Consider the following 22,925-nt stretch of genomic DNA (forward strand, 5'->3'; position numbering starts at 1 on the left):
ATATCAAAACGGTGGTGTTGCACGCGCGGGTGTCGAAGTCGTCGGCCGGTCAGTCGGTCCGCAAGGGCCCCGCCCTGATCCGACCGTCCTCGTCGTAGAGCGTCACCTCGGCGGCACCTGGCGACGACGCCGACTCGTAACGGTAGAGTGCCGTACAGACCAGTTCGTCAGCGTCGGGATAGTACTCGTCTGCGACGTCCGTCGCCGAGTCAGTTTCGAGCGGGATACCGAGCGTCGACCAGCCGGTCCAGTTCGGTTCCGGCGAGAGCCGAGTGTGGACGTGATACGCCGCATCGTGGGACATCCGAGCCTCGAACAGGAGGAAGAACTGACTGTCGAAGTCGGCGTCAGCGACTCGGTTCTGCAAGTGTCCCGGGCTCTCGGCGTCCGAGGACTGGAGAAACGTCGGTGCAGTCTCCGGCGAGACGACGAGTCGAGTGTGAAACTGCGCGTCGTTGTCGTCGCCGAGTCCCCCCTCGACGAGTGGGTCGTCGTGTAGGTGGAGGTGTGAACTGCCGAAGTCCGAACGAACGTCACCACCGACTGGACGGTACGCGGTACCGAGACACCCGGAGAGCGACGTGGTGGCGACGGCGACGCTGGCGAGGAGGGCACGTCTGCGCATGAGCAATCAGCACTCCGACACGACAAGAGTCTACCGCTCAGCCGAAATCCGGCAGGTCGTCGGGTGCTTCGTACTCGGCCTCCCAGTCGATGTAGTCGTCCTTGAGCGTCTCCGAGACGACCTGCCCGAGTTCGGTCAACCCCGCGTTGATCGAGGAGACCTGCCCCCAACTCGTGAGGTCGGGATGCAGTTTGCGCTCCTTCCAGTCCTGTGGGAGACCGGGGGCGTGGTAGCCGACTCTGTCTGCAAAATCATCCCAGAAAAAGTCGAACTGCGTGAGCAGGTCGAGGTCGAGGACGATGGCCCACTCTTCGGCCGTCACGTCGGTGTGGGCGGCCCACTCGTCGAACGCTTGGTCCCACGCGCCGTCGGCGAGGAAGCTCTCGAGTTCGGTGCGGCGGTAGTCGGTGTCGCCGACGACCTCGGCGTCCTCGTACTCGTTGGGGTCGATCTCCTCCAGTTGCGGCGGCTCGGGTGTCTCGACGTCGAGGGGCATATCCTGTCCTGACGGTAGGGAGGGGTAAAGGCTCGTCGGGGTGGCCGGAGTCACTATGTTCGTTCAGCCGAATATAGGGACGATGATAACGAACCGGAACATCGAGACCGTCGCACTCTTCGAGGATGCACTGGACGAAGTCATCGAGAGCGCTCGGGAGTCCGGTGTCGACGACGACGAACTCGCAGCCGCCATACGAGCGCGCGCTGCGAGACTCGACAGTGTCGACGAGGGCGACGAAGCCGACGAGGGTGACGAGACCGACACGGTCGACGGGACCGACGCTGTCGACGAGACCGACGCTGTCGACGGGACCGACGAGTCGTAGCGTCCAAGCAGCCACGCCGTCGTCGTGACCGTGGACGAGCGCGCGGGAAGCTTATCCGTCTGACAGCCAACTCCGACGTATGAACACGAGCAGACGCCGGTTTCTCGCGGGACTCGGGAGTGCCGCCGCCGTCGCCGCGGCTGGCTGTGCTGCACCGACACAGGACGGCTCCGCGGCGTCGACGGCGACGACAGAACCCGCGGTCGGCAACGACGCCGCGGCGAGTCCCTACACACGCGTCTACCGCGAGACCATCCCCTCCGTCGTCCTCGTCCGGGTCTACACCGAAGACGGGCCGGGCGGGCAAGGGTCCGGTTTCGTGTTCGACGGCCGCCATCTCGTCACGAACGAGCACGTCGTCGACGGCGGCTCCGAGGTCCGCATCCGGTTCCGCGAGGGCGAGTGGCGCGTCGCCGACGTCGTCGGCACCGACGTCTACAGCGACCTCGCTGTCCTCCGTGTCTCGGACGTCCCCGACTACGCCGAGCCGCTGCCGTTCGTCGCGAGCGAGCCACCGGTCGGTACCCGCGTCGTCGCGCTCGGCGCGCCCTTCGACCTCGGTGGGTCGGTCTCGGCGGGCATCGTCAGCGGGCAAGACAGAGGCCTCCCGAGTGCCAACGGGTTCACCATCGCCGACGCAGTCCAGACCGACGCCGCCGTCAACCCCGGCAACAGCGGCGGCCCGCTCGTCACCCTCGACGGCGACGTCGTCGGCGTCATCAACTCCGGCGGGGGCGACAACATCGGCTTCGCCATCTCGGCGGCACTCACCGAGCGCGTGGTTCCGACGCTGATTCAGCGTGGACGCTATCGGCACTCGTATCTCGGCGTCCAGTTGCAGGAAGTCTCGCCGCTCGTGGCCGAGGCCAACGAACTTGACCGCGCTCGGGGCATCATCATCGTCCGAGCGGTCGACGGCGGTCCCGCCGACGGAACTCTTCGTGGAAGCGACGAACAGACCGTCATCAACGGGGTTGCGGTCCCCGTCGGCGGCGACGTCGTCGTCGGCATCGGCGGGACGGCGGTCCGGACGCAAGCCGATCTCGGCTCGTATCTCGCCTTGGAGACCAGCCCCGGCGACACCGTCTCCGTGACCGTCCTCAGAGACGGAACCGAGGAGACGGTCGAGGTGACACTCGACGCGCGGCCGACTCCCTGACTCGGCGGAGAGAGCGGGCGACACGGACGGCCATGCCCCATCCAGTAGGCTCATCTGCCCGCCCCGGAAAGCCCCCGGCATGACCGACCTGATGGACACCTACATCGAGAACCGCCATCTCGTCCAGCCCAACCATACGAACAACTACGACGTCGCCCACGGGGGGAACGTCCTGAAGTGGATGGACGTCGTCGGCGCGCTCTCGGCGATGCGGTGTGCGGAGATGACCTGCGTGACCGCCCGGATGGAGGAGGTCAATTTCGTCCAGCCCATCCCGCGGGGCGAATCAGCACTCATCCAGGCGTACGCCTACGAGACTGGTCGAACGAGCATCCGCGTCCGCATCAAAGCTTACCGCGAGAACCCCCAGACCGGCGAGCGCGAACTCACGACCGAGTCGCACTTCGTCTACGTCGCTATCGACGACAACTTGGAACCGACGCCCGTCCCTGATCTCACCCTCGACACCGACGAGGGCGCGGAACTCCAGCGGCGCGCACAGGAGGATGCGAAGAACATGAGAAACGGCGACTCCTGACTCGCTGTCGACTCCGACGCTCTCCGACCACTACGTTCAGACCGACTCGCTCGGACCGACTCGCCAGTATCGCACGCTGTCTCTTGCGGCTGAAACTCGACGCGCGACAGCGTCGACAGTACGCTGGTCTCGACTTCGGACGCCAGAAGAGTACCACGCCACCGGGTTCGAGTTCGAGGACTAATCCCAGTCGTTGCGTTCGTCCTGTCCGCCGCTGCCACTCAGGTCCACCGCCGATGGCGGCCGCCCCGCGCTGTCGAGTATCTCGTCGGAGACGGTGATGGGGCAGTCGACCCGGACCGCGAGCGCGACGGCGTCGCTCGGCCGGGCGTCGAAGACGAACTGCCGTGGCTCGCCGTTCTCGTACCGCTCGGCGTCGATCTTCGCGTAGAACGTCCCGTCGGCGAGGTCGTCGATACGGATGCCGTCGATAGCTCCCCCGAACTCCGTCACCATCTCGACGAGCAGTTCGTGTGTGAGCGGTCGCTCGAAGCTCTCACCCGAGAGACCGAGCTGAATCGCCTGCGCCTGATCGCCGGTGACGAAGATGGGGAGGTACTCGCCGCGTGCCGACAGCACCACCGCCGGGACGTTCGCCCCGTCGGGGCCGATGCCGACGGCGATGCCCTCTACCTCGGCAGTGTGGTCCATGCTACCGAGTTCGTTTCGCGGGTATGAATACCTACTCCCGACCGTGGTCGTTAGCGCGTCCAAAACCGCTCGGGAACCAGTCAGTGAGACCGTTCAGCGCCGTGCGTACCACACGGCGAACGCGAGAGTGAGGACTAACGCCCCGCCGAGGAAGAACAGCAAGCCGGGCGGCAGTCCGGCAGCCGTCGCCGTCGCGGTCGTGTCGGCGGCCATCTGGACGCTTTCGGCCGTCGCCGCACTCCCGGCGTCGCCGCCGCCCGCGGGCGCGCCGAAGCTGAACCACGCGCCGTCGCTCAGGAGATACTGGACGAACAGGCTCGTAAAGCCCAGAATCCCGAAGCCGCCGAGCAGCCGTTTGAGCGCGGTCTGGAGACCAGTGGAGTCCTGCTCGCGCCCCGCGAAGACGACGAGCGGCCGGTTCGAGGGGGCGTAGACCTTCATCTCGCGACCCTTCTCGGAGTAGACGGTGTCGACGACCTCGACGAGCGAGGCGGCTTCGAGTTTACCGAGATGGTACTGGACGTTCTGCAGGGAGGTGTCGAGGCGGTCGGCGAGCGACGACGGGGAGTCCGGCTCGTCGTGGAGTTCTGTGAGGAGTTTCCGCGCCGTCGTCGACGAGAGCGCCGAGAGCATGTCGTCGGCGTCGTCGCTGTCGACGCCGATGACGCGTGGTTCGGTCTCCTCGACGGCGGAGACGTCCGGGCTGGAGGGCAAGAGCTTCGCCATGGCTCCCGATACACCGTCAGAGTAGACAAACCTGTTGCTCGCGAGAAGTCCCAATTCGCTGCCAGCTACTCGGTCGACTCGCCCGATTCGCCCGATTCGCCCGATTCGACCACGAGCACTCGCAGGTCGTTGACGTTCGTCCCCGTCGGGCCGGTGCGGACGATGGCGTCCCGCGCCTCGAGTGCCGGAAAGGCGTCGTTGTCGGCGAGTGCCGCCCGTGCTGCCCCGAGATCCGTGACGGTCTCGCCGTCGACCAACCCTCCGGCCACGTCGACCGCGCCGTCGCGGCCGTCGGTGTCGACCGCACCGAGAGCGATCTCCGATCCGGTCCCCGCGAGTTCGATGGCCGACGCGAGCGCGAACTCCTGGTTCGGGCCGCCCCGACCGCCGCCGCGGATGGTGACCGTCGTCTCGCCGCCCGCGAGCACCACCGCAGGGGCCGAGACGGGGTTGCCGGTCGCGACGACCTCCTCGCCGACCGCGACGTGGCTCTTTGCGGCCTCTCGGGCCTCCCCTCGCACGCGGGACGAGAGGATACAGGGTTCGTACCCCCGCTCCGCTGCGACCGACCGCGCGGCGTCGAGGGCGGTGAACCCGTCGGCGAGCACGTGGTTCGTCACGCGCTCAAAGACCGGGTCGTCGGCGCGAGGAGTTTCAGGAACGTCACCCGCAGCACCCGCTTCGAGTCGGTCGCGGACCGACTGGGGCGCGTCGATGTCGTAGCGGTCGAGCACGTCGAGCGCGTCGGCGAACGTCGAGTTGTCGGGCGCGGTCGGCCCGCTGGCGATGACGCTCAAGTCGTTGCCGACGACGTCGCTCAAGACGAGTCCGGCGACGGTGGCGGGTGCGGCGACACGCGCGAGTTGGCCGCCCTTGACCGCCGAGAGATGTTTGCGGACGGCGTTGATCTCGTCGATTTCGGCCCCGGATTCCAGCAGTTCGGTCGTCGTCTGTTGGAGGTCAGCGAGTGAGATTCCCTCGACCGGCGCGGCGAGGAGCGCGCTCGCCCCGCCCGTGATGACGCCGAGGACCAGCGTCCGCTCGTCGGCACCGTCGAGCAGGTCGAGGATGCGGCGGGCGCCCTCGACGCCCGCCTCGTCCGGGACGGGGTGGGAGCCGACGACGATCTGAGTGAACTCGGTCTCCTCGGGGTCGCGCGTGACGACGACGCCGTCGGTGACGCGGTCGCCGAGGACGGCTTCGAGTGCCGTCGTGACGCCGCCGCCCGCCTTGCCGCCGCCGACGACGAGCACGCGGTCGTAGTCCGCGAGGTCGTATGTTGTGCTCTGGATGGTTAGCGTGTCGCCGTCGAGCGCGACGCTGTCGTGGACGACCTGTTCGGGGTGGGCTGCCTCGATGCCCGCCTCGATGCAGGCGAGTGCGGTGTCTCGGGCGGGTGTGCCGCCGAGGTCGGCGGCGTTCTCGATGGTCATATCCGCCGGGACACGGTGGAAGGACAAAAGCGCGTCCGCTCCGGTGGGGTTTGCGTCTCACTGCCGATGCCGGGTCGAACCTCAGTTCCCGTCTCTGTTCTCCAGAACCCCACCGCGTCGGCCGGATGTGGCAAGCAGGTTCTGTTTTTGCAGTCCGACAACGGTAAACCCCGGGGGCAAGTAGCGTGGGAACAATGAGTAATCGTGCGGAGTCAGCCCCATCCGAGGGCAGTGTGCGCGTCGTCGGGACGGCGCACGTCTCGGCGGACAGCGTCCGCGAGGTCGAAGAGACCATCGAGGCGGAGCGTCCCGACGTCGTCGCCGTCGAACTCGACGAGGGGCGGTACCGCCAGCTACAGGGCGAGACGCCCGACGACCTCGACGCGGGCGACCTGCTTCGGGGCAACACCGTCTTCCAGTTTATCGCCTACTGGATGCTCTCCTACGTCCAGACGCGGATGGGCGAACAGTTCGACATCCAGCCCGGCGCGGACATGATGGCTGCCGTCGAGACGGCCGAAGAGTTGGGTCACGACGTGGCTCTCGTCGACCGCGACATCCAGACCACCATCCAGCGCTTCTGGCGTCGGATGGGCTTCGTCGAGAAACTGCGGATGGTCGGCGGACTCGCCTTCGGCGTCACCGACAGCCGAATCGTCGGGCTGATGTTCGGCCTGATGGTCGGCGTCGTGCTCGGACCGATCATCGGTCTCTTCGGCGGCTCGTTCGGAATCACGGCACCGCTTCTCGCTCGCGTCAGCGGCGGTGTGGTTCTCGGACTCGGTGCTGGAATCGCGCTGAGCTTCGTCGGCGACGCCTTCCTCGACGGTGAAGACAGCCTCATCCTCGCGGTCGGCGGCGGGATTACCGTCGCGCTCGCGACGGCCGTCCTCGGTATCGGCAGTGGCCTCGTCGGCGGCTTCCTGGCACAGGCCGTCGGCAGCATGGCACTCGGCCTCTTGGCTGGCGCGCTCGTCGGTCTCGCCGCGGGTGCGGTCTTCGGCGTCGTCGGTCTCGACGTCGAGGAGGACTACGAGGAACTCGACATGAGCCAGCTCACGGACAAGGACGTCGTCACCGTGATGATGGAGGAGTTCCGCGAGTTCAGCCCCGGCGGCGCGGAGGCACTCATCGACGAGCGCGACGCCTACATCGCCCACCAGCTCGTCGCGCTCCGCGCCCAAGGCAAGCGGGTCGTCGCCGTCGTCGGCGCGGGCCACCGCGAGGGCATCGAACGCTATCTCGCGAACCCCGAGACGCTGCCGCCGATGGAGTCGCTCGTCGGCGAGGCGAAGTCGGGCGGCATCCCGTGGTTCAAGATTCTCGGCGTCGCCATGTCCGTCGGCTTCGTCGCCTTCTTCGTCCTGCTCGCGATGGCTGGCGTCCGCAACGAGTTCCTGCTGCGGCTCTTCGCGGCGTGGTTCGTTGTCAACGGCGTCTTCGCGGCTGGTCTCGCCAAACTGGCGGGCGCGCGGTGGTCGTCGGCGGCCGTCGGCGGCGGCGTCGCGTGGATGACCTCCGTCAATCCACTCTTGGCACCCGGCTGGTTCACGGGCTACATGGAGCTGCGACACGTCTCGGTCAACGTCTCGGACATCGGCACGCTGAACAAACTGCTCGCCGACGAGGAGCGGCCCATCCGCGACATCGTCGCCGACATGTTCGACGTCCCGCTGTTCAAGCTCATCATGGTCGTCGCGATGACCAACATCGGGAGTCTCATCGCCAGCCTCCTCTTCGCAGCTTACATCCTGCCGCTGTTCGGGGCAGAACTCGGCGGCGTCGACGCCGTGACCCGGCTGATGCTGGAGGGTGCCGGTCGCAGTATCGACCTCATCGTGGGGGCGTTCCGATGAACATCGACTTCAGCCAGACGGAGCTTCGTGACCTCGGCGTCGCCTGGCTCGCCCTCGGGCTCGCGTTCGCCATCTTCTTCGAGCGCGGCGCGACGGGCTTTCTCCAGGCGGGCATCGTCGTCCCGCTCGTCGTGAGCCTGTTGACCGCCGGTGTCGGCTTCATCCTCCATGAACTCGCCCACAAGGTCGTCGCCGTCCGCTACGACCAGATCGCCGAGTTCCGCGCCGACTACAACATGCTGTTCGTCGCCATCATGAGCGCGATCGTCGGCTTCCTCTTCGCCGCCCCCGGCGCGGTCCACCACCGCGGCTATCTGACCGACCGTCAACACGGTCTCATCGCGTTCGCCGGTCCCGTGATGAACCTCGTGCTCGTGGTCGTCTTCGCGCCGCTACTGGTCGCTGGCATCGTCCTCGGCTCGCCGCTCTTGGAACTCATCGGCGGCCGCGGACTCGCCATCAACTTCTTCCTCGCGGCGTTCAACCTCGTCCCCATCGGCTCGCTCGACGGTAAGACCGTCATGGGCTGGAACAAGCTCGTCTGGGCCGGGACGTTCGTGCCGAGCGCGGTGTTGGCGTTTGTAATCGTGTTCGTGTACAACATCGGGTTCTAAGCGAGAGAATATCCTCACGCTCGTGCGGCAAGCGGTGAACTTTTCACGCCGCCTCGCGCGGGTTCGCACATGAGCGAGGACGACACGGACGCGGAGGAACTCACGTACGCGGAGTCTGGAGTCGACATCGACGCGAGCGAGGCGGCCACGGCCGCGCTCGTCGGTGCCGTCGGCGAAAGCGAGGGCGACTACGCCGGGCTGCTCGACATCGGCGACCGGTATCTCGCGCTCGCGACCGACGGCGTCGGGACGAAACTGCTCGTCGCGGAGGCACTCTCCGACTACTCGACGGTCGGTATCGACTGCATCGCGATGAACGTCAACGACCTCGTCGCGGCGGGCGTCCGACCCGTCGCGTTCGTCGACTATCTCGCGGTCGACGAGCCGGACGAGAACTTCGCCGAACAGGTCGGCAAGGGGCTCGCCGCGGGCGCGGCGGAGTCGAAGATGGAACTCGTCGGCGGCGAGACGGCGGTCATGCCCGAGGTCGTGAAGGGACTTGACCTCGCGGGCACGGTCGCCGGATTAGCGGCCAAAGACGCCATCTTCCCCGCCGAGACCGAACCCGGTGACGCGCTCGTCGGCTTCCGCTCGTCGGGCATCCACTCGAACGGCCTGACGCTCGCCCGGAAAGCCGCGACGCGAAACCACGAGTACACCGACGCCTACCCCTACGACGACTACGACACCGTTGGCGAGGCACTTCTGGAGCCGACGAAGATCTACACCCACCTGCTCGACCCGATGCGCGAACACGGCGTCCACGCCGCGGCCCACGTCACCGGTGGCGGCTGGACCAACCTGACGCGGCTGGGCGACTACCACTACGAGATCGAGGACGCCTTCGAGCCGCAGTCGGTCTTCCAGTTCGTCCAGGAGGAGGGCAACGTCTCCGACGAGGAGATGCACCGCACGTTCAACATGGGTACCGGCTTCGTCGCCGCGCTCGCTCCCGAGGACGCCGAGGCACTCGCCGAGGCGACGGACGGCCGCGTCATCGGCTACGTGGAAGAAGGAGACGGCGTTTCGATTCGCGGACTGGAACTCTAATCAGACGGAGCGAACGTCGTCGGTGTCGAGACGCTGGCGACCGAACCGAGACCAGACACGTTCGACGCCGCCCGCGACGAGAACGAGCGCGCCGGTGAGCGTGAGATACCAGCCGACTGCGGGAACGTATCCGTTTCCGATAGTGTTCTGCCAGTAGACTACGACAGCCACGAGCGACAGCACTCCGACGGCGAGTGTGGCGGTGTCGGTCACGAACCGCGACGAGAAGCCGTGGAGAACGCCGAGGAAGAGCGCGGCGGGCAACAAGACGAGCCCCCAGGTGCCGAGCCCCGACTCCAGTCCGGGGAGTGCCACGAGCCAGCCATTCGAGGAGAGCCAGGGGAACACCGCCCCGGCAGCGACGAGTGTCGACCCCAGAAGCACCACTGTACGTTGTGTGGAGGGAGAGAGACTGCGCATTGCCAGCCATTGATAGTCGGAGACTATGCGCTTTTGGGTCGGTGCAACGGCCAAAGACTGGAGGACGGTTGGAGACGTGAGCGCGATTACGACAGCTGGCGGGCGATGTCGGCCTCGGTGATGATGCCGACCGCCTCGCCGCCGTCGGTGACCATCACGGCCTTGTAGTGGTCGAGCAGGTTCCGGACTTCGTCGACCGTCGCGTCCCGCGAGACGGAGGGGAACGACTCGCTCATGACCTCGCTGACGGGCAGGTCGCCGACGTCGTCGCCGGCGCGGATGATGTCGCTGTGGCTGATGGAGCCGACCGGGATACCACCCTGGATGACCGGGAGCTGGGAGTAGGCGGCGTCGTCCATCTGCTCTTCGGCCTCGCGGACGGAGTCGTCGGGCGCGACGCTGATGATGGTCTCGTGCATGATGTCGGCCGCGCGGACGACGCTGCCCTCGGCTTCGTCGAGCGCGTTGACGATGCGGCGGAGCGTCGAGAGCCGGGGGTCGACGTCACCGCCCTCGATACGGGCGATGAGCGGCTGGGACACGCCGGCCATGTCGGCGAGCTGGCTCTGCGTCAGGTCGAGCGACGTCCGTCGCTCTCTGAGGTCCTGGGGCGTCGGGAGTTCCATATCCTCGCATAACCGAGGGTTATTAGAAAAGCTTTCGGGCGACCTGGCTACTTAGTTCTCGTCGTCGTCGGCCTCGGTCTCGACGATCTCGATGACCGAGAGCGGGACGTCGCGGAGCGCGCCGCCGACTTCGCTCTTGGCGATACGGGCGGCGTGCTCTTCGGTGTCGGCGTTGAAGATGTCGATCTCGAGCAGCAGGCCGACGAGGGCCGTGTTGGCGGCGATAAAGGCCGAGTCGAACGGCTCGCCGCAGGCGGGACAGCCCGTGACGCCGACCTCGACGTCGACGTACTCCTTGTTCTTCTGATTCAGTCGTTTACCAGCCTCACTGACGGCGACCCCGATGGCGTCGTCGATGTCGTCGACGTCGCGGACGAGCCATGCGGCCTCCATCGCGACCAGATAGTCACTCATAGGGAGTCGAAAGGGACGGAGGGTTTCGTGCTTTGTGGTTCGGCCGTGTCCACGAGAGAGAGACACATGACCGACGTCAGCGTGCAGCGCGGAGAGCCGAGACCGATGACAGGGTTCGACACCGAAATCATGGCTGACGACAGCGTGTGACGCGCCAACAGAGCCCGGAGATGTGCGCAAGGACCGGCGATAATTCTCATAAGTTATGCGTGACGCCTGAGTTAGTGACGGAGTAAATCTGCGAATCTCCGTTCGAACGCCAGTGTATTTGCACTGACAACAACTAGAGTTGAATCGCACGACAGCGGAGGGGTAGACGCGCGGCCGACGCAGAAACGTTTATATACACCCACAGCGGCGGGAGGAGTAGGCAGATGTTCGAAACGGCCTACCGGGTCAGCCTGTTCGCACTGTACCAGTTCACCGTCGTGGTTGGAATCGTCCTCCTTCCCGTCGCGCTCATGGCGCGGCAACTCGGTGTCGAGCTTCCGCTCTCCCGTGTCCTCGAACGGCTCGGTCGGGCCTACGAGAACGCCGGAGCGCGCTAAGTCGGGTCGACCCCGTCTCGCGACTTTTCCACCCGATTCCCCCAACGATAACGCCGAGCGACGCGACTGTTCGGGGCGGTCGACAGTCGCCTCCGGCAGAGGCAATCCGAGGGGGAAGGGTGGCATTTATCAGCGCGCCGGGCCAAGGACGGGGTAATGCGTACGCCAGGCGACTTCTCCAGTGATCTCGACGCGCTGAACGGCGACCACTCCAACGTGTTCGGGCCGGAACTCGGCGAGTTCCCGCAGTCCGAGCAGCGCGCCGAGCCTAACCAGGACGAACAGATGAAGACCGGGACAACGACGGTCGGTCTCAAGACGCAAGAGGGCGTCGTCCTCGCGACCGACATGCGCGCCTCCATGGGCTACATGGTGTCCTCGAAGGACGTCCAGAAGGTCGAGCAGATCCACCCGACGGCCGCGCTCACCATCGCCGGCTCGGTCTCGGCCGCTCAGTCGCTCATCCGCTCGCTCAAGGCGGAGACGAGCCTCTACGAGACCCGTCGCGGCCAGGACATGAGTATGCAGGCACTCTCGACGCTCGTCTCGAACTTCCTCCGTTCGGGTGCCTTCTACATCGTCTCGCCCATCGTGGGCGGCGTCGACGACGAAGGGCCGCACGTCTACAGCATGGACGCTCTCGGTGGCATGAGCGAAGAGGACTACACGGTCACCGGCTCGGGCAGCCAGTACGCCCTCGGTGTGCTCGAACAGGAGTACAGCGACGACCTCACCATCGAGGAAGCCAAAAACGTCGCCGCTCGCGCCATCCAGAGTGCCGTCGAGCGTGACCTGGCCTCGGGTAACGGCATCAACGTCGCCGTCGTCACCGACGAGGGCGTCGACATCAGCCGCCACAAGGACTTCGCGGAAGTCCTCTAAGTCGGTCGAAGAAGCGTCGACGTATTCTGCGGGACCGACCCCCGCATTCGTATTCGTTTTCTCGGCAGTAGCAACGTCTTCGGTAGCAACAGTTCGAGCGGGCCAGGAGTTCAAGCGGCTCAGAAGTTCGCGCGTTCGAGACCTACACCCAGTCGGCGAACGTCCCCTCCAGCAACGTCTCCGACTGCTGGCGGATGTAGGCCTGTTGCATCCCCGTAATCGCCGCGTGGAGATCGTCACCCTCGGCGAGTCGCGACCGGACCTCCTCGCGCTTCCAGTCCGCCGGGGTCCGGGCGGCGTCGACGCGGGCACGGAGCGGCGCGAGATAGTGGTCCGACTCCGCCTCGGAACAGCCAGCCGATTCGAGTCCGTCGGCGGCGTGCGCGAGTAGGTCGTCGTAGACTTCGACGGGGTTCGTCGTCTCCTGGCCGTCGTTGGTCACCCAGCGTTGGCCGCTGTCGAGTCCGTCGCGCATCGCCGCGTAGAAGTTCTCTCTCGCCACTTCCCAGTCCATGTCGACGACCGGATGACGTCGCTGCGGGAGGCTCTCCATCAGCCCGGCGAAGGCCGCCTGGAACGCCAGGGAGTCCCGAACCGTCGGCTGGGCGGGAATCGGTCGGAACTCGACGCGGGCGTTGGCCGACGACCGGCTCGCGCCGCCGAAGACCGGACGAACCCACCGCCAGTAGGTGCCGTGTTTCATCCGGAGCGTCGCGAAGGTGTCGTCGAAGCGGTCGCCGTCGCGGGTGACGGGCATCGGGACGAACAGCTCGTCTTCGACGACGCGGTCGACGGCGTCCTCGACCGTCTCGAGGTCCTTCGGGAACGCCACCTTGTCCTCCTCGGTCGCCGTGTTGAGCACGGATTCGAAGACGCTGATGCGGTGTTCGTCCCACGCCTCCGCGACGATGGTCTCCGCGTCGACCCCCTCGTCGTAGAGGTCCGGGGGGAAGAACGGCGCGTTGACCCCGAGTGCGAGAAGCGGCCCGGCGACGCGCAGTGCGTAGTTGAAGTACGTCGGCAAGTCGGCCGCGTGACTCATCTGGTAATGTGGCTGGATGGAGGTGATGAGGCTCTCGGGCATCACCGTCGACGCCTCGAAGGAGACGTTCGGTGCCTCGACGGGGAACGTGTCGGGCATATCGTCGCCGTTGGCCATCGCGTGGTAGCGGACGGCGTCGCTCATGTTGGTCGCGATGTCGACGCCGTCGTCGTCGACGCTACTGGCCAGATACTCGCTCGCGGTCTCGCCCGCGGGCGGGATGGTCCACAGGGCGTCGCTGACGAGACGCATCCCCTCGGCACTCGTACAGTCGAGTGCCGCACTGAGACGCGCGAGGACCTCGGACTCCTGTGCCCGGAGCCCGTGGGGGTTGAACGGCTGGGGACTAGTGGACATCTCGGCGTTGTGGAGACCGAGTTCCTTCTCGAAGCCGATGAGTTCGAGCATCCGGCGCGGGACGCGCATCAGCGAGCACGCCAGGTCCTTGTCGCCCGACCACCGGCCGTCGTCGACGGCGTAGAACTCGTACTCGAAGCCGACGATAGACTGGTGGTTGTCGAAGGTGCCGTCTCGAAGCTCCGTCTTGACGACTTCGGCGTCGGCCTCGGCCTCCGCCTGAAACGCCTCCGCGTCGACCGCGAGCACGTTTCTGACGTCCGCCGCGAAGTCCTTGCTCATACGCTCAGTCCGGCGGCGGTCTTCTTCAAAGCGTTGGGTCGTGTCGGTCGAAAGCCGCCTGTCGGAACCGCACGGAGAGTTGGCCGGGCGTGCGTCGGAGTGTTCTGCGAGTGATATTCCGTCGTCCCCGAATCGACGGGGAGCGCGTGTTGGCCATTGTGACGGCTACCGCCCGTCAGAATCCCTCGGAAAAACTATCTTACCCGGCGACATCTACGCGGTCATGGCCGGGGATGTACCGCCGTCGCTCCGAGCATTCTTCGCGGAGGCCGACGCACCGAACAGGTCGCTCGCACTCGTCAACCGGAAGGAACCCGAGGCCGTCCAACGGCTGCTCGAATCCGCATTCGCCGGTCAGTCAGTCAGCGTCGCCGAACGGCAGTTCCCCGAGGAGGGTGACGACGTCGTCCTCGTTATCGAAGACACCGATGTGGTGGCGACCTCCCCGCTCGACGAGGTGATGAACGCGTTTCTCCTCGTCAACTCCGATCTCTACAAAACGGGGACGAGCGGGCTGGAAGACGGCGGCGCGCCGAGCGTGCTCACCGCGCTCGCCGACGTCGTCTTCGACCTCCGTGGCTATCCGGCGTCGAACAAGGAGAAGCTGCTCTTGATACTCATGTCGCGGTATATCGAGCGGCTTGCACTTTCGAGCGGCGGCGGTCGGCTCCGGTCGACGTTTCAGCGACTCTCCCGTATCGAGGACGAACGGGGAACGCGAGAGGTCTACCGAAAGCTCGCCGAGTCGGGGGTCGACGTCCACGTCTACGGACAGCCGGGATGGCGCCCCGACGAGTCACTCGACCTCACCGTCCACACCGGGACCAGCGACGACTACCGCCACTCGTGGTGTGTCGCGTACACGCCACAGGGCGGAGACGGGACCTACGCGGCACTCGTCGCCGTCGAAACCGCGCCGAACGAGTGGCGCGGGATGTGGACGTACGACCGCGACCGCGTCACGCGGGTCGACCGCTATCTCGACGAACGGCTCTGAGGACGGCTTCGGCGTGTTTTTGACCGGGAAGGAGAGAGGACAGCGTGATGCAGTTCGCCGACTTCGCCGCCCGAGCCAACGACATCGAAGCCGAGCCTGCGGACCTCGCAAAGACGGCACTCCTCCGTGACCTCTTCGCCACCGCGGGTGAGGACCTCCCCGTCGTCGCGCGGTTCGTCCAGGGTCGCGTCTTCCCGGCGTGGCAGTCGAGTACCCTGGACATCGGCCCGAACCTCTGCTACGAGGCCATCGCCCGCGCGGCGGGGCAGAACGTCACCGCCGCCGACGTCGAGGAGCGTCTCGCCGAGTTGGGCGAGATCGGTGCCGTCGCCGCCAGCTTCGACTTCGGCGGCCAACGGGGTCTCGCCGCCTTCGGCGCGGGCGGACAGTCAGACCTGACGGTCGCTGGGGTCGACGACGAGCTCAGACAACTCGCGGCAGCCGAAGGCTCCGGCAGCCAGGACCGCAAGCTCGACACGCTGTTCGGTCTGTTCAATCGCTGTTCGGCCGCTGAAGCGCGCTATCTCGCCCGGCTCGTCCTCTCGGAGATGCGTATCGGCGTCGGCGAGGGAACCGTCCGCGACGCCGTCGCCGAGGCGTTCCTCGTCGACGCGGAGGACGCAGCGGCCATCCGCGACGACGAGGCCGAGACCGAAGTCGAGGAGGCTGCCCGCGACCGTCGGGACGCCGCCATCGCCACCGTCGAACGCGCGCTCCAGGTGTCGAACGACTACGGCCGCGTCGCCGTCGTCGCCCGCGACGAGGGCCGTGACGGTCTCGACGCCGTTGAGTTGGACGTCGGCCGCCCGGTGCAGGCGATGCTCGCACAGGCTGGCACCGTCACCGACGCGCTCGACGAATGGGGCGAAGCGGCCGTCGAGACCAAGTTCGACGGCGCGCGGGTGCAGGTCCACTACGGGAGCGGTGAGGCCGGGAATGCTGTCGAGGAGGAGGAAGTGAGCCTCTTCTCCCGAAACATGGAGGACGTGACCGACGCCCTGCCCGAAGTCGTCGAGTTCGTCGAAGCCGAAATCGACCAGCCGGTCATTCTCGACGGCGAGGTCGTCGCCGTCGACGACGCGGGCGCGCCGCTGCCGTTCCAAGAGATCCTCCGTCGCTTCCGCCGGAAACACGACGTCGAACAGATGCGCGAGGAGATCACGGTCGAACTGCGTGCGTTCGACTGCCTGCACGCCGCTGGCGACGACCTCCTCACCCAACCCGTCACCGAACGGCACGCCCGGCTCGCGGAGCTGCTCGGCCACACCGAGGCCGTCTCGGAGCTGCTGCTCTCGGACGACGCCGAAGAGATCGAGCACTACGAGGCCGACGCCCTCGAAGCGGGCCACGAGGGCATCATGCTCAAGAATCCGGTATCCCCGTACTCGCCGGGCAACCGCGGGAAGAACTGGCTGAAACGCAAGCCCGACGTGGAGACGCTGGACCTCGTCGTCACCGGCGCGGAGTGGGGCGAGGGCCGCCGCGCGAAGTTCCTCGGGACGTTCCTGCTGTCGGCTCGCGTCGAGGACGCCGACGGCGACGACGAGTTCCGGACCATCGGCAAGGTCGCCACGGGCATCACCGACGAGAAACTGGCCGAGTTGACCGAGCTGCTCGAACCCGACATCGTCTCGCAGTCGGGGACCGAGGTCGACCTCCGGCCAACGACGGTCTTCGAGGTGGGCTACGAGGAGATTCAGGTCTCGCCGACCTACTCGTCGGGCTACGCGCTGCGATTCCCGCGGTTCGTCGAGGTGCGCGAGGACAAGACGCCCGAGACGGCCGACAGTCTGACGCGCGTCGAGCGGCTGGCTGAGGAGCAGTAACTCCTCGCGACGCTCGCCACGACCGGAGGTTTCTCACCCGTGGCGTGACCATCTGTAGTCATGACAATCAAACACGATGGGCTCTCGGTCACGTGGCTCGGCTACGCGACCGTCCGCATCGAGACCGCCGACGGTTTCGTCGCCTACCTCGACCCCGGTCGGTACGGCGTCCTTGACGACTACTACGCCCGCGACGGCGACCTCGTCTGCGTCACCCACAACCACCACTACGACTCCGACGGCATCGAGAAGGTCGCGAAGGAGGACGCGACCGTCGTCGCCTACGAGGGCGTCGACGCGGACGACATCGACCGCGACGTGAAGCCGGTCGGCGACCTGCCGTACGAGGTCGTCCGCGTCGAAGAGGAGGACCACGTCACCGTCGGCGAGGTCGACCAGGTGGACGTCTGGTCGCTCCCGGCCTACAACGAACCCGACGGTCCTCACGTCGACGCGAACGGCGACCCGCACCATCCGCGGGGACTGGGCTGTGCCTTCCTGCTCTCCATCGGCGGCCGGACGGTCTTCTGGCCCGGCGACTCCGACGCCCTCCCGGGCTTCGAGGAACTGGAGGTGTCGCTCTTCCTCGCCAACATCGGCGGCAGCGTCGTCATGGACCGCCACGAGGCCGCCGACCTCGCGTCGGCGTTGGACCCCGACCTCGTGCTCCCGATTCACTACAACACCTTCGACCTCCTCGCGGCCGATGGTGGGGCGTTCGCCGCCGACGTGGCCAAGCGCGGGATTCCCGTCGTCCTGGACGAGCAGTCGGCGAACCAGTAGCGCGCGGCTCGCCGCTGGGTCGCACAGAACTGTTATACGCCCGACCCCGAAAGGCAGACTCACGCATGGAGGAACGAGCGCAGCTACACGCGCTCCTCGACGCCAGCAGTGACTTGCTCGCGCTCGTCGACGACGACGGCGAGATACAGTACGTGAACGCCGCGAGCGAGCGTCTTCTCGCCGGTGACGCCGACGCACGGACGGACACGCTCGTCGGCCAACAGCTCTCCGAGTACGTCCATCCGGACGACGAATCGCGTTTGCAGGCTGCAATCGACGCCGTCACGACCGGACTGTCGGAGTCGTCGCCGCGGCTCACGTACCGCTGTCGGGCGGCCGACGGGTCGTGGGCCAGTCTCGACGCGCGACTCTCGGCCACCGAACCGGACAGCGGCAGCTACCTCCTCACCGCCCGTGTCGTCTCCGACGGCCGCGAGCCTGGGTCGGTGCGCTCCTCGAACCCTGACCGGACGTATCTCCGTGACCTCACCGAGACGTCGAACGAAGTGCTGTGGATGTTCACCGCCGACTGGGAGGAGTTGCTCTTCGTCAACTCCGCCTACGAGTCGGTCTGGGGGCGTTCGCTGTCGGTGCTCTACGAGGACGCGAGCGACTTCCTCGAAGGAGTCCATCCGGACGACCGCGAACGCGTCGAGCAGGCGATGGGACGGCTCACGAACGGCACGGCCGTGGACATCGAATACCGGATCGAACGGCCCGCGGAGGACAGCCGCTGGGTCTGGGTACAGGGCGAGCCGGTCTTCGAAGACGGCGAGGTCGTCCGCGTCGTCGGCTTCGCCCGCGACGTGACCGAGCGTCACGAGCGGACCCGACAGCTCCAGGTCATCGACCGCGTCCTCCGGCACAACCTCCGCAACTCGATGAACATCGTCCTCGGCTACGCCGCCGAACTCGACGGCACGGTCGACGACGACGGCACGCGGTCGCTCACACGGCTCCGCGCCGAAGGGGAACGGCTCCTCGACATCGCCGACAAGCAGCGCGAACTCGTCGACGTTCTCACGACCGAACTCCAGTCGGACACCGTCGACATCGGCCACGTGGTCCGAGAGACGGTCGACGCCGTCGCCCCGGAGTATCCGGAGTGTCGCATCACGACACAAATCGACGAGGGTGCCACAGCGCTGGCGTTTCCGAAGATAGATCTCGCGATTCGCGAGTTGGTCGTCAACGCGCTCGAACACTGTGACGGTGACGATCCAGCGGTGGAGGTCTCCGTCCGTGTCGACGCAGAGACGGTCGTCATAGAAGTCAGAGACCGAAATCCGCCGATACCCGTACAGAACACGATGGTCCTGACCGGCGAGCGGGAGATCGCGGACCTGTTCCACGGCGACGGCGTCGGTCTCTGGTTGGTCTACTGGCTGTTCGAGCGGTCGAACGGCGAGGTGACGTTCTCGGAAAACGAACCGGACGGAAACTGCGTTCGGGGGCTGCTCCCGCGGACGGAACGTACGTAAACGCGTCGCGGCCGCGTAGTCGCGTAGTTGGCTGCTTTCGTCGTCGCCGATTTCCACCGATTCTACAGCGGCATCGCCTACAGGACGCCCATGTCGGTCAGCCGCTCGGGCAGGTAGGTGTCGGTCACGAAGTCCAGCCCGCGCGAGGCGAGTGCCTGCTGTTCCGCCTTCTTGCCGATGTCGAGCTGGAGTTCGATCTGTTCGGTCCAGAAGTCAGACTGGAAGCGCGGGTCGGTCAGCTCCGACTCCAGGGCGTTGATGTCCGAGTCCGCGAGCGGGTCGGTCGGCAGGTCGTAGTCGACGATGTCCTGCGGGCGGATGCCGACGTACTGTGCCTCGGGCGTCGCGAGATACTCCGAGAGGTGCGCGGACTTGATGGAGCCGTACGCCACGGAGCCGAAGATGCGGTAGGACCACGGGTCGCCGTCTGTGAAGACCACGACCGGCAGGTCGAGTTCGTCGTGCAGCCGCTTCGTGATGCGGCGGGTCGCCCGCGCGGGCTGGCCCTTCAGGTGGACGACGAGCACGTTGTACTCCTCGTCGAAGCCGTTTTCGACGAGCCGGTCGCGCATACCACCGGTCTCGACGCAGAGCACGAAGTCGATGTCGTGGTCGAGGAAGTCGATGGTGTCGGGGTTGTTGGGAATCTGGTAACCGCCCTCGCCGACGTCCTTCTGACAGTGAATCTCGCGTTCCCCTCTCCGGGTCTGCTCGCGGAGTTCGAGCGGTCCCATCAGGGTCGCACCGGACTCCTCCGGCCGCATATGGAAGTCCTCGCGGGTGACCTCCGAGACGATTTCGAGGTCCTCGACGAGCTGGTTCGACTCGTCCTGGTCGGAGAACTGCGCCTCCTCGTTGTCCCACGATTCCGAGAGGTAGTACAGCTCACGGAGGGTCGACGAGCGACCCTCGTCGAGCTGTTTCGCGAGGAAGTCGATGGTGTAGACCGCCTTGAGGAGCTTGCGTGCCCCGCGGACGGAGTTAGCCGATCGCGTCGAGGTGCGGTCGCCGTAGACCCACACGTTCGAGTCCTCGTCGAACACGATGTTGCTCTTCGTCCGGGTCGGCAGTTTCATCTCGGGAATCTTCCCGCCGGCGAACTGGTCGTAGAACTCCGCGGCGAGGTCGATGAGCTGCTCGCGGGCTTTCTCGTCTTGAATCTTCGAACTCATGGTTAGGCTTGCACCGTCAGTTTCTCGTTTTCGACGCCGTCGACGTTGATGTCGAAGTCGGCGTCGTCCGCTACTTCGTACGTCAGCTTCACCGTGTCACCGGAGGAGACGGAGGGCGACCACTTGACGAACCACTCGCCGTCCAAGTCGACCACCGTCGCGCCGTCGGAGACGTTGCTCGGCTCCGCGGAGACGATGTCGGTGATGTCCGGCTGCTCCGTCCGGTCGGAGTAGTTCTCCACGATGAGCGTCACTTTCCCGCCGCTCACCTCGCGTTCGACGCTGACGTTGTTCATGATACGGGCCAGCGCGCCGTCGATGTCGGGTCGCGGCCGACCCGTGACCTCCGAGACCTTGTCGGCCATCTGCGGGAGGATCTTCCCGAGGACGTCCTGCTTCTGGCGACGCTTCTGCATCGAGCGACGCTTGTTGAGGTAGGACTTCAGCTCGCGGGCGGCCTCCCGAATCGCGAGTTCGATCTCGTCTTCGATGGCCGGGATGTTCGCCAGCGCGTCCTTCGACTCGCTCGTGAAGGGCACGTTCGTCGAGGCGACGTGGACCATGAGGACCGCGGGACCGTTCGGCATCCCGCTGCCACCCGGCTGGTCCAGCCCGTAGTTGCGCCAGCCGATACGTTTCACGACGTCGGTGGTCGCACACGCGCCGCGCTGGTAGACCAGCGGGACGCGGTTGGCGAAGCGGAGCAGCTCGATGCTGCCCTCTGCCTTCAGGTCGCCGCCGTAGGCGATACCGGCCTCGACGATGAACGGGTCGCCGCCGTGGACCTCGGCGTCGCGGGTCGCCGCCGCGTAGAAGTCGGCGTCGAACTCCTTGCGGAGGCCAGCCTCGACGAGTTCGGCGGTGATGGGCGACAGACAGTTCGTCGGCGGCGCGAGGATGTCCGTCTCGCGCATCGCGTCGAGCAGTTGCGAGGAGACGTCGCGCTCGGCGGCGACGTCTTTTACCTTCGGCACGTCGTCCGGGACCGTCTGCATCCGGCTCCAGAAGGCCTCGACGATGTTCTCGCGGGCGGTGTCGCCGACGGTCGCGTCGTCGTACTCGATGGTCGCCTCGGCGGCGTCGGTGACGTAGGTCCGGAGCTGTGTGAACGTCGCGCGGTGGCGACGGTCCTCCGCCGTCCCGAACTTCCGGGCGAGGCGTTCGGCGAGTGCCTGCACCGTCGCGTCATCCTTTCGCGTGCTGGTCGCCTCGTCGACGAGCGCGTAGACGTCGCCGGTGAGCCGGTCGACGTCGCCCCCCTCGTCGTAGCCCGCGAGGACGTTCCACGCGGCCGCGACGGCCTTCTCCCGAACCGTCGACCCGAACGTCTTCCCGAACTCCTCGGCGGCCGCATCGGCCGCGTTGTCGACGATCTGCGTCAGTTCGTGGTGGGTCGTCCGCTCTCGACCCTGGAGGGTGTCGACGACCGTCTCGGCGAAGGAGTCGGTCGCGTCCGCGCCCTTGCCGGAGACAGCGTCGACGAGGGCGGTCCGGAGGTCGGCGTCCTCGTGTTTCTCGGGTGCCGACCAGCCCATCTCGCGGCCGAAGTGGCGGTCACGGAAGTTGTCGACGACCTTGTCGGCCGTCTTCTTTCCTACTCTGGTAAACTCCTCCTGCAGGAAGCCCGAGACGGAGTACGACTCGGTCGCCTGCAACATCTTGATGAGCGTCCCGAGTTCGACGCCGTGGGGGTGCGGGCGGATCTCCTCGGTCTCGGCCGGGAGCTGGTCCGTCGCCCGCTCGAACTTCATCGGTTCGTCGAGGCCCGGTTCCCGGAGTTCGAGGCGGGCGTGCGGGTTGACGACGGCGGTGTGTTTGATGTAGTCGTGGAGCTGCTGGCGAGCGCGCATGTTCGCCTCCATCTCCAGCTCGATGCGGGTGCCGTGCGGGCGGTCCCACGACGTCTCGCTGTCGGCCTTGATCTCGGGCTCGTTGGAGTCGGTGTCGATGATGAGCTCGAAGTACTGTGCGGAGGCCGAGCCCTGTGTCCGACTGGTAATCTTGGCGGCTTTCCCACTGGTGAGTTGCGAGTAGAGGACGGCAGCCGAGATACCGATACCCTGCTGCCCGCGGGACTGCTCGCGGGCGTGGAAGCGAGAGCCGTAGAGGAGCTTCCCGAACACTTTCGGGAGTTGGGCCTTGGTGATGCCCGGCCCGTTGTCCTCGACGATGAGTTTGTAGTAGTCACCGGCCTCGGCGATTTCGACGTAGATGTCGGGGGCGAGTCCGGCTTCCTCCGTCGCGTCGAGCGCGTTGTCGACCGCCTCTTTCACGGCGGTTACAAGCCCTCGGGCCCCGGAGTCGAACCCGAGCATATGCTTGTTCTTCTCGAAGAACTCGGCGATGGAGATCTCCCGCTGGTTTTGCGCCAGCTCGTCGGCGATCCCCGAGTCCTCGCCGAGTGTCGACTGGAACGAGGTCATTCGTTGGAACCTTACCCGACGGACCCATAAAACCTCTCCGTCAGTGCGGTGAAAGTGTAACCACGAGACTGCGCCGTCATTGAGAGTCGTTGACGCGGTGAATCCGTCAGATGGAGTCCGGCTGGGAACCACTACATATCGTCCAACGCGCGCACCCGCGTGCGAGGGTTTAAGGTGGGGACTGCCATAGGTGAAT

23 protein-coding genes are annotated in these 22,925 nt (G+C 66.3%); 12 read left to right on the plus strand and 11 right to left on the minus strand.

Going from position 1 to position 22,925, the window contains the following annotated elements; all coding sequences use genetic code 11:
• Nucleotides 1-49: 49 nt before the first annotated feature.
• Entirely contained in the window at nucleotides 50-625 is a 576-nt protein-coding gene (locus BLR57_RS12535; RefSeq protein WP_089697990.1) for a hypothetical protein, read from the minus strand.
• Between the two features lie 37 nt (nucleotides 626-662).
• On the minus strand, nucleotides 663-1,121 hold the full coding sequence (locus BLR57_RS12540; RefSeq protein WP_089697993.1) for a DUF7992 family protein: 459 nt from the start codon (nucleotides 1,119-1,121) through the stop codon (nucleotides 663-665).
• 82 nt (nucleotides 1,122-1,203) lie between these two features.
• On the opposite strand from BLR57_RS12540, the gene BLR57_RS19440 reads away from it, so the two are divergent.
• From BLR57_RS19440 to BLR57_RS12555, 3 genes are all read left to right on the plus strand, one after another.
• On the plus strand, nucleotides 1,204-1,449 hold the full coding sequence (locus tag BLR57_RS19440; protein WP_089697994.1) for a hypothetical protein: 246 nt from the start codon (nucleotides 1,204-1,206) through the stop codon (nucleotides 1,447-1,449).
• Nucleotides 1,450-1,528: 79 nt separating this feature from the next.
• The gene (locus BLR57_RS12550; RefSeq protein WP_089697997.1) at nucleotides 1,529-2,608 is read left to right on the plus strand and encodes a S1C family serine protease; all 1,080 of its coding nucleotides are present in this window, start codon (nucleotides 1,529-1,531) and stop codon (nucleotides 2,606-2,608) included.
• 79 nt (nucleotides 2,609-2,687) lie between these two features.
• The gene (locus BLR57_RS12555) at nucleotides 2,688-3,146 is read left to right on the plus strand and encodes an acyl-CoA thioesterase (protein ID WP_089697999.1); all 459 of its coding nucleotides are present in this window, start codon (nucleotides 2,688-2,690) and stop codon (nucleotides 3,144-3,146) included.
• A gap of 180 nt (nucleotides 3,147-3,326) precedes the next feature.
• On the opposite strand, the gene BLR57_RS12560 is transcribed toward BLR57_RS12555, so the two are convergent.
• From BLR57_RS12560 to BLR57_RS12570, 3 genes are all read right to left on the minus strand, one after another.
• The gene (locus BLR57_RS12560; RefSeq protein ID WP_089698000.1) at nucleotides 3,327-3,797 is read right to left on the minus strand and encodes a bifunctional nuclease family protein; all 471 of its coding nucleotides are present in this window, start codon (nucleotides 3,795-3,797) and stop codon (nucleotides 3,327-3,329) included.
• A 93-nt stretch (nucleotides 3,798-3,890) separates the two neighbouring features.
• Complete coding sequence (locus tag BLR57_RS12565; RefSeq protein ID WP_089698002.1) at nucleotides 3,891-4,523, minus strand: ArsR/SmtB family transcription factor; 633 nt, start codon at nucleotides 4,521-4,523, stop codon at nucleotides 3,891-3,893.
• 65 nt (nucleotides 4,524-4,588) lie between these two features.
• A complete protein-coding gene (locus tag BLR57_RS12570) occupies nucleotides 4,589-5,956 on the minus strand; it encodes a glycerate kinase type-2 family protein (RefSeq protein WP_089698004.1) in 1,368 nt (455 codons plus the stop codon).
• Between the two features lie 194 nt (nucleotides 5,957-6,150).
• Here BLR57_RS12570 and BLR57_RS12575 point away from each other — a divergent pair, with 194 nt between their 5' ends.
• The 3 genes from BLR57_RS12575 (at nucleotide 6,151) to purM (ending at nucleotide 9,476) form a co-directional block, all read left to right on the plus strand.
• Nucleotides 6,151-7,812 carry a TraB/GumN family protein gene (locus BLR57_RS12575; RefSeq protein ID WP_089698006.1) on the plus strand — a complete coding sequence of 554 codons (1,662 nt, stop codon included), beginning with the start codon at nucleotides 6,151-6,153 and terminating at the stop codon, nucleotides 7,810-7,812.
• On the plus strand, nucleotides 7,809-8,426 hold the full coding sequence (locus BLR57_RS12580) for a zinc metalloprotease (protein WP_089698008.1): 618 nt from the start codon (nucleotides 7,809-7,811) through the stop codon (nucleotides 8,424-8,426). The genes BLR57_RS12575 and BLR57_RS12580 overlap by 4 nt, the downstream gene beginning before the upstream one ends.
• Nucleotides 8,427-8,495: 69 nt before the next feature.
• A complete protein-coding gene (gene purM / locus BLR57_RS12585; protein ID WP_089698009.1) occupies nucleotides 8,496-9,476 on the plus strand; it encodes a phosphoribosylformylglycinamidine cyclo-ligase in 981 nt (326 codons plus the stop codon).
• Here purM and BLR57_RS12590 read toward each other — a convergent pair whose 3' ends face one another.
• The 3 genes from BLR57_RS12590 to BLR57_RS12600 all read right to left on the minus strand — a co-directional run bounded on the left by BLR57_RS12590 (nucleotide 9,477) and on the right by BLR57_RS12600 (nucleotide 10,936).
• A complete protein-coding gene (locus BLR57_RS12590; protein ID WP_139173346.1) occupies nucleotides 9,477-9,896 on the minus strand; it encodes a hypothetical protein in 420 nt (139 codons plus the stop codon). It abuts the gene before it with no gap.
• A gap of 86 nt (nucleotides 9,897-9,982) precedes the next feature.
• A complete protein-coding gene (locus BLR57_RS12595) occupies nucleotides 9,983-10,522 on the minus strand; it encodes a CBS domain-containing protein (protein WP_089698013.1) in 540 nt (179 codons plus the stop codon).
• A 51-nt stretch (nucleotides 10,523-10,573) separates the two neighbouring features.
• Nucleotides 10,574-10,936 carry a DUF555 domain-containing protein gene (locus BLR57_RS12600; protein ID WP_089698016.1) on the minus strand — a complete coding sequence of 121 codons (363 nt, stop codon included), beginning with the start codon at nucleotides 10,934-10,936 and terminating at the stop codon, nucleotides 10,574-10,576.
• A 374-nt stretch (nucleotides 10,937-11,310) separates the two neighbouring features.
• Here BLR57_RS12600 and BLR57_RS19445 point away from each other — a divergent pair, with 374 nt between their 5' ends.
• Together BLR57_RS19445 and psmB are read left to right on the plus strand one after the other, a co-directional pair.
• On the plus strand, nucleotides 11,311-11,484 hold the full coding sequence (locus BLR57_RS19445) for a hypothetical protein (protein ID WP_170830634.1): 174 nt from the start codon (nucleotides 11,311-11,313) through the stop codon (nucleotides 11,482-11,484).
• A gap of 156 nt (nucleotides 11,485-11,640) precedes the next feature.
• A complete protein-coding gene (gene psmB / locus BLR57_RS12605; RefSeq protein ID WP_089698018.1) occupies nucleotides 11,641-12,366 on the plus strand; it encodes an archaeal proteasome endopeptidase complex subunit beta in 726 nt (241 codons plus the stop codon).
• 142 nt (nucleotides 12,367-12,508) lie between these two features.
• On the opposite strand, the gene BLR57_RS12610 is transcribed toward psmB, so the two are convergent.
• Nucleotides 12,509-14,047: a glutamate-cysteine ligase family protein gene (locus tag BLR57_RS12610; RefSeq protein ID WP_089698020.1), complete on the minus strand. Its 1,539-nt coding sequence runs from the start codon at nucleotides 14,045-14,047 to the stop codon at nucleotides 12,509-12,511.
• A 223-nt stretch (nucleotides 14,048-14,270) separates the two neighbouring features.
• On the opposite strand from BLR57_RS12610, the gene BLR57_RS12615 reads away from it, so the two are divergent.
• The 4 genes from BLR57_RS12615 (at nucleotide 14,271) to BLR57_RS12630 (ending at nucleotide 19,134) form a co-directional block, all read left to right on the plus strand.
• A complete protein-coding gene (locus BLR57_RS12615; protein ID WP_089698021.1) occupies nucleotides 14,271-15,044 on the plus strand; it encodes a DICT sensory domain-containing protein in 774 nt (257 codons plus the stop codon).
• A gap of 47 nt (nucleotides 15,045-15,091) precedes the next feature.
• Entirely contained in the window at nucleotides 15,092-16,870 is a 1,779-nt protein-coding gene (ligA, locus tag BLR57_RS12620) for an ATP-dependent DNA ligase LigA (RefSeq protein WP_089698023.1), read from the plus strand.
• 60 nt (nucleotides 16,871-16,930) lie between these two features.
• Entirely contained in the window at nucleotides 16,931-17,653 is a 723-nt protein-coding gene (locus tag BLR57_RS12625; protein ID WP_089698025.1) for an MBL fold metallo-hydrolase, read from the plus strand.
• Nucleotides 17,654-17,718: 65 nt separating this feature from the next.
• The gene (locus BLR57_RS12630; protein WP_089698027.1) at nucleotides 17,719-19,134 is read left to right on the plus strand and encodes a PAS domain-containing sensor histidine kinase; all 1,416 of its coding nucleotides are present in this window, start codon (nucleotides 17,719-17,721) and stop codon (nucleotides 19,132-19,134) included.
• Nucleotides 19,135-19,211: 77 nt separating this feature from the next.
• Here the strand turns inward: BLR57_RS12630 and BLR57_RS12635 are convergent, their stop codons facing one another.
• Together BLR57_RS12635 and BLR57_RS12640 are read right to left on the minus strand one after the other, a co-directional pair.
• On the minus strand, nucleotides 19,212-20,306 hold the full coding sequence (locus BLR57_RS12635) for a DNA topoisomerase IV subunit A (protein WP_089698029.1): 1,095 nt from the start codon (nucleotides 20,304-20,306) through the stop codon (nucleotides 19,212-19,214).
• Nucleotides 20,307-20,308: 2 nt separating this feature from the next.
• A complete protein-coding gene (locus tag BLR57_RS12640; protein ID WP_089698031.1) occupies nucleotides 20,309-22,729 on the minus strand; it encodes a DNA topoisomerase VI subunit B in 2,421 nt (806 codons plus the stop codon).
• Between the last annotated feature and the right edge of the window lie 196 nt (nucleotides 22,730-22,925).

It is taken from the genome of Halogranum gelatinilyticum (assembly GCF_900103715.1).
GTDB lineage: Archaea > Halobacteriota > Halobacteria > Halobacteriales > Haloferacaceae > Halogranum > Halogranum gelatinilyticum.